The 5,151-nt window shown below is 68.7% G+C and carries 6 protein-coding genes; 1 reads left to right on the top strand and 5 read right to left on the bottom strand.

Translation table 11 applies throughout. The annotated features are described in order from the left end of the window. Positions 1 to 6 precede the first annotated feature (6 nt). From QSK36_RS42855 to QSK36_RS42875, 5 genes are all read right to left on the bottom strand, one after another. On the bottom strand, positions 7 to 456 hold the full coding sequence (locus QSK36_RS42855; RefSeq protein WP_183540063.1) for a DNA-binding protein: 450 nt from the start codon (positions 454 to 456) through the stop codon (positions 7 to 9). Positions 457 to 584: 128 nt separating this feature from the next. Next, complete coding sequence (locus tag QSK36_RS42860; protein ID WP_285786413.1) at positions 585 to 743, bottom strand: hypothetical protein; 159 nt, start codon at positions 741 to 743, stop codon at positions 585 to 587. A gap of 45 nt (positions 744 to 788) precedes the next feature. Then, positions 789 to 2,303, bottom strand: coding sequence for an FAD-dependent monooxygenase (locus QSK36_RS42865; protein ID WP_285786414.1), 1,515 nt, complete (start codon positions 2,301 to 2,303; stop codon positions 789 to 791). A 166-nt stretch (positions 2,304 to 2,469) separates the two neighbouring features. After that, positions 2,470 to 3,363: an RNA polymerase sigma factor SigJ gene (sigJ, locus tag QSK36_RS42870; protein ID WP_183540070.1), complete on the bottom strand. Its 894-nt coding sequence runs from the start codon at positions 3,361 to 3,363 to the stop codon at positions 2,470 to 2,472. After that, entirely contained in the window at positions 3,360 to 4,559 is a 1,200-nt protein-coding gene (locus tag QSK36_RS42875; protein WP_285786415.1) for an NAD(P)/FAD-dependent oxidoreductase, read from the bottom strand. Before QSK36_RS42875 ends, sigJ begins: the two co-directional genes overlap by 4 nt. Before the next feature lie 300 nt (positions 4,560 to 4,859). Between QSK36_RS42875 and QSK36_RS42880 the strand changes: the two genes are divergently transcribed. Beyond that, the gene (locus tag QSK36_RS42880) at positions 4,860 to 5,024 is read left to right on the top strand and encodes a hypothetical protein (RefSeq protein WP_285786416.1); all 165 of its coding nucleotides are present in this window, start codon (positions 4,860 to 4,862) and stop codon (positions 5,022 to 5,024) included. The last annotated feature ends 127 nt before the right edge of the window (positions 5,025 to 5,151 follow it).

Here is a 5,151-nt window from a genome sequence, read left to right on the forward strand (position 1 = left end):
AGCCGCCTACCGGCCTTCGTCGAGGTCGATCGCGGTGCGGTCCACCAGCCGTTCGTAACGCTGCCTGGCGGCCTGCGGGGTGCCGAGCCCAAGGCCGAAGGCGATCTCCTGCCACGTCATGCCGCGCCCCCGCGCCATCTGGAGGAGCGCGGCCTCCAACTCGTCCATCTCGGCCCGGGCCTGAGGGACGAGAGTCAAGGCGGCCGTGATGTCGGCCTGGTCCACCTCCGGCTCGCCGTCATCGAGCTGCGCGGCCCCGCTCAGTAGGAACGACACGAGCCTGACGGCTTCGTGGGGTCCCATCACGAACGGGTGGACCTGCCTTCCGCGTTGCTCGTCGGTGGTGGCGTGCCGCTCGGCGATACGGAACAACGACGCGTGGACGCGCTGAGCGCGCGCCTCCTCCGGACGCGGAGACGTGAACGGATCGAGGGGCTGCTCGGCGGTCGGTCTCATACGGCCAAGGATGTAGCCACAACTATTCATTGTCAACTTATCGTTGTGAACATCTCGTTCACCGAAAATGACGTGCGTGGCGCAAGCGGTCTTGCGGGCCGGCTCCCGGATCGCGATGGCGGCGTCGGCTACCTGCTGAGTGCGTTGTTGGCGATGAGCGCGGTGGCGGTGTCGATGATGGTCTGCTCGGTGGGGCGGGGATGCCAGCCGAGCTGGGTGCGGGCCTTGCTGCTGTCGACGAGCCTTGTGCGGCCCAGCTCGGGGCGCAGCATCGGTGGCAAGGACATGGTCGAGGACAGCCCAGATGAGCTGGCTGGAGCGGGATTTGCGTACTAATCCGGGGTTGGCGTGGTCCGTGGGGCGGGCTGGTGGTGTACGTGCGCACCGCGAAGGTGGCCGGCCGGCCCGAGCCACGTCGTGAGGGCGGTCCGGAGCGCGTCGAAGTCTGGCCGCTCGCCGGCGCGAGTGACCCAGGCGACATGTCCGTCGGGACGGATGAATACGGCGTCCGCGCCCAGATCGGAGCCCTCGGCTGGACAGGCGCGAACGAGATCGACTCGGTCCGCCCAGCCGGTCACGACGCTGTCGAGCGGTGGGAGACCGCCAAGATCCAGCAGAACCGCATGGGCGCGGTGCAGGAGTTCGTAGACGCGGCCGCGGTCGAGGTCGAGATCCGGGATCCGGCGGCCGAGAAGGTCGTCGGTCCCCTCCATCGGATACTGGAGGTCGGTTGCCGTGATCATGCCGGCCAGCCGCAGCCGTACCTCGTCGATGCCGATGAGATCGTCCAGCATCTGGCGTAGAGCAGAGGTGTGGTCGTCCACCCGCCACAGGGCGGTCTGGGCGCGGGTGTTGTGCAGGACGCGGGCGGCGACCGGGTGGCGTTCGGCGTGGTAGGTGTCGAGCAGCGGTTCCGGGGCGTGGCCGTGGACGACGGCGGCGAGCTTCCAGGCGAGGTTGACCGCGTCCTGCACGCCGGTGTTCAGGCCTTGGCCGCCCGCCGGGAAGTGGATGTGGGCGGCGTCGCCCGCCAGGAGAACCCGGCCCACACGGTAACGGCCGGCCTGGCGGGCCGCGTCGCCGTGCCGGGAGAGCCAGCGCGGTGAGTGCATCCCGTAGTCCGTACCGGCGATCTTGAGCATGGCCTTGCGGAGGGTCTCCAGGGTCATCGGTTCGTCCCGGCCAGCGACATGATCGAACTCGTTGGTCAGCACCCGGTACCAGTCCGGACCGTACGACAGCACCGAGAATCTGCCGTCCTCGCGCCGCTCCTGGAAGATGTCGGACGCGGGCGGCTCGGCGAGCTCGACGTCGCCGAGCATCGCGGTCATCGTGGCCGGGGTGCCGGGGAACTCGATGCCGGCGAGCCCGCGCACGGTGCTGCGGCCCCCGTCGCAGCCGACGAGGTAGTCCGCCCGGACGCGCGACCCGTCCGCGAGCTCCACCGTGACACCCGTTTCGTCCTGGGTGAACCCCGTCACCTCGGCGTCGCGGCGCAGCCGTACCCCCAACTGCGCCGCGCGCTCCTCCAGCAGCCGTTCCACCTCGGCCTGCAAGATGAGCAGAGCGTACGGATATCGCGTCGCCATATCGGATAGGTCGATACCGAGTCCGGAGAAGTGCACGTCCTGCCGCGGCCGTCCGCGCTCGAGGAACCCGTCGAGCAGACCCCGCTGATCTAGCACCTCCATCGTGCGGATGTGCAAGCCTCCGGCCCGCGATTCCACCGTTCGAGGCTCCGGGCGACGCTCGAGCACGAGCACATCGATCCCGGCGAGCCCCAGCTCGCACGCGAGCATCAGCCCGGTCGGCCCCGCCCCAGCGATCACTACCTGTGTATCGGTCATGGTCAACTCCTTGGTCATCCTTCAGTCGGATTGGTCAACACACGCAAAGGGGCGGAGACGGGTTCGCCGATCACCACAGGCACCTGCCGCGCCGCATCTGCAGCGGCAACTCCGCTTGCGCCAGACATGCGCGATTGCGACCTGCTGCGCTCCGACTCGCCGACTCCTACCGGCTGATCTGACGCGGAACCGTCAGCGCGAGGAGTTTGTCCGGGTTGCGGATGACGTAGAAGTTGGTGATCTTCCCGTCGCCGACCTCGAACAGGCAGACGCCTACCAGGTGATCGCCGTCGTAAGCGGCCATCGCGGGCGCGTTGTTGCAGTTGACCATCTCGATCCGCGAGTCCGGCAACCGCCCCACGCGGAACAGTTCCATGACAAGCACGGCCACTTTCTCCGCGCCCACCACCGGCTGGCGCGCCGCGGTGACCTTGCCGCCGCTGTCGGCGGTCCACGTGGCGTCCGGCGCGAGCAGCGAGAGCAGCCCCTCCATGTCACCGGTCGCCGCCGCGGACATGAACTGCTCGGTGATCCGCGTGGTCGTCCCAGCGTCGACGGGGTCGAAACGTTTACGCCGCGCCTGTACGTGCCCGCGGGCGCGGTGCGCCATCTGGCGCACCGTCACCACGGACTTGCCCACCGCTGCAGCGATCTCGTCGTAGTCGAACCCAAAAACCTCGCGCAGCACGAACACCGCGCGCTCATCGGGGGTGAGCGTTTCGAGCAGCACAAGCATCGCCATCGACACCGACTCGGCGAGCACCACATCGGCCGACGCGTCGTTCTCCTCCAGCAGCAGCGGCTCGGGCAGCCAGGAGCCGATGTACTCCTCGCGACGGCGCGTGCTCGCCCGCAAGGCGTTGAGCGCCTGACGGGTCACCAGCCGCGCCAGATACGACTTGGTGTCCCGCACCGCCGCGAGATCCACCTTGGCCCACCGCAGATAGCTGTCCTGCAGCACGTCGTCGGATTCGGTCGCCGAGCCGAGGATCTCGTACACGATGGTGAACAGCAGCGGCCGCAACACGGTGAATCGCTCGGCGTGCTCGTCGGTGCTCACGGGGAGGTGACCGCCCGCGCAGCGGAGGCCGGCTGTTCGGGGCGCGGGCCACCCTTGGGCCAGCCCATGGAACCGGGCTTGCGTGCCTCACCGCGGATCCGCTTCGACACCACGAACTTGCAGGTCACTTCCTTGATTATTGCGCCTACGCGGCCGGGGATGTAGATGTCCACCGCGGTGTCGTCCTTACCGGCGATCTGTCTGATGCCGGCGTGCCGGCCGAGGCTGACGCACGCGCCCGTGAAGGCCAGATTGATCATCGCCGGTTCGGTCCCCGCGATGCGGCTCAGCACGGTGTCGGCGGCCTGCGCCCCGAGCGGCCCGGCGGCATAGCCGCTCATCCGCAGCGGCTGGCCCGACGGTGCGGCGGCGTCGCCTGCCGCGACGATGCGGTCGTCGTCGATGCTGGTCAGCGTCTCGTCGGTGAGCAGTCGGCCGAGCGCGTCGGTGCTCAGCCCGCTCGCCGCCGCTAGCTCCGGCAGGCCGAAACCGGCCGTCCAGATAGTCAGTGCGCTCGGACGTACCACACTGTCGGCAGAACCGTCGGCCAGGACGACCGCGTCCGGCCGGACCTCGGTCACCGCGCCGCCCTCGAGCACGGTGACACCATGGCGGGTCAGCCATTTGGCGACGTATCGGTGCCCCCCTGCGCTCAGGTAGGGCGCCAGGGTCCGGCCACACACCAGCGTGACCTTGCGCCCTTGTTCGGCCAGTTCGGCGGCCGTCTCGACGCCGGTCAATCCGCCGCCGACCACGGTGACCGGAGCCTTGAGGGGCAACTCCTCCAGCCTGGCGCGCAGCCGCTGCGCGGACTCCAATTCCGCGATGGGCCAAGCGAATTCGGCCGCGCCTGGCACCGAGGGCACCGCGCCGGTGCTGCCGACCGCGTAAATGACGTAGTCGTAGTCCAGCGCGCGGCCCGACGCCAGCCGCACGGTGCGGGCGGCGGTGTCGATGCGCGTGGCGCTGTCGACGACCAGGTGGATGCCCTCGCCGAGCAGCGTGCCGTAGTCAATCGTGGCGTCGCCGGTACGGGCCACGAACTGGTGCAGCCGGATGCGTTCGACGAACTCCGGGCGCGGATTGACCAGAGTGATGTCGACGTCGTCGCGCATCCGCAGACGGTTGGCCGCCAGCGTTCCGGCGTAACCGCCACCGATGACCACGACCTTGTGGGATGTGTTGTATTCGGTCATGCCCTCAAGACACCGGGGATCGCAGCGACGTGACAGGACGTGACGTGACGTGCGTCACGCCACTCAGGAGCGCGGAACACGTGCTCGCGGCAGAGCCTTCGGCCCATCCCACCACCGTCGACCAAGCCTCCCGCCTGGACGTCGACCACCTCGTGCCGCTCGCCGAAGCGTGGATTCGGGCGCCTACGCCTGGACACCCGCTCAACGCGAGGCGTACGCCAACGACCTCGATGAGCCCTACCACCTGGTGGCGGTTACCGCCCGCGCCAACCGCTCCAAGGCCGACAAGGACCCATCCGAGTGGCTGCCCCCGTCCGAGGCAGCTTGGTGCAGGTAATCGCGGAATGGACCGCGGTCAAGCTCAACTGGAACCTGGCCGTCGACGCCGGCGAGAAAATCGCCCTGACCAACACCGCACAGGGCTGTCCGAATAGTCCGCTGCCGCACCTGGCTGACCCCTCATGATCCGGCCTTCACTTTGCTGAGCCGGCGATTGCCATCGGCCAGCTTCTCCGGGGCTGTTGATGAGGATCTGTCCGACGATGGACCATGGGGCGATGCGACGCCCCGCTGAAATTCTTCCCTGTGATCG

Source organism: Microbispora sp. NBRC 16548, assembly GCF_030268985.1.
Taxonomy (GTDB): Bacteria; Actinomycetota; Actinomycetes; order Streptosporangiales; family Streptosporangiaceae; genus Microbispora; species Microbispora catharanthi.

Excerpts from the sequence above, each read along its gene's own strand:
- QSK36_RS42855 (WP_183540063.1), bottom strand. The coding sequence starts at position 456 with ATGAGACCGACCGCCGAGCAGCCCCTCGATCCGTTCACGTCTCCGCGT.
- QSK36_RS42875 (WP_285786415.1), bottom strand. The coding sequence starts at position 4,559 with ATGACCGAATACAACACATCCCACAAGGTCGTGGTCATCGGTGGCGGT.
- QSK36_RS42860 (WP_285786413.1), bottom strand. The coding sequence starts at position 743 with ATGTCCTTGCCACCGATGCTGCGCCCCGAGCTGGGCCGCACAAGGCTC.
- QSK36_RS42865 (WP_285786414.1), bottom strand. The coding sequence starts at position 2,303 with ATGACCGATACACAGGTAGTGATCGCTGGGGCGGGGCCGACCGGGCTG.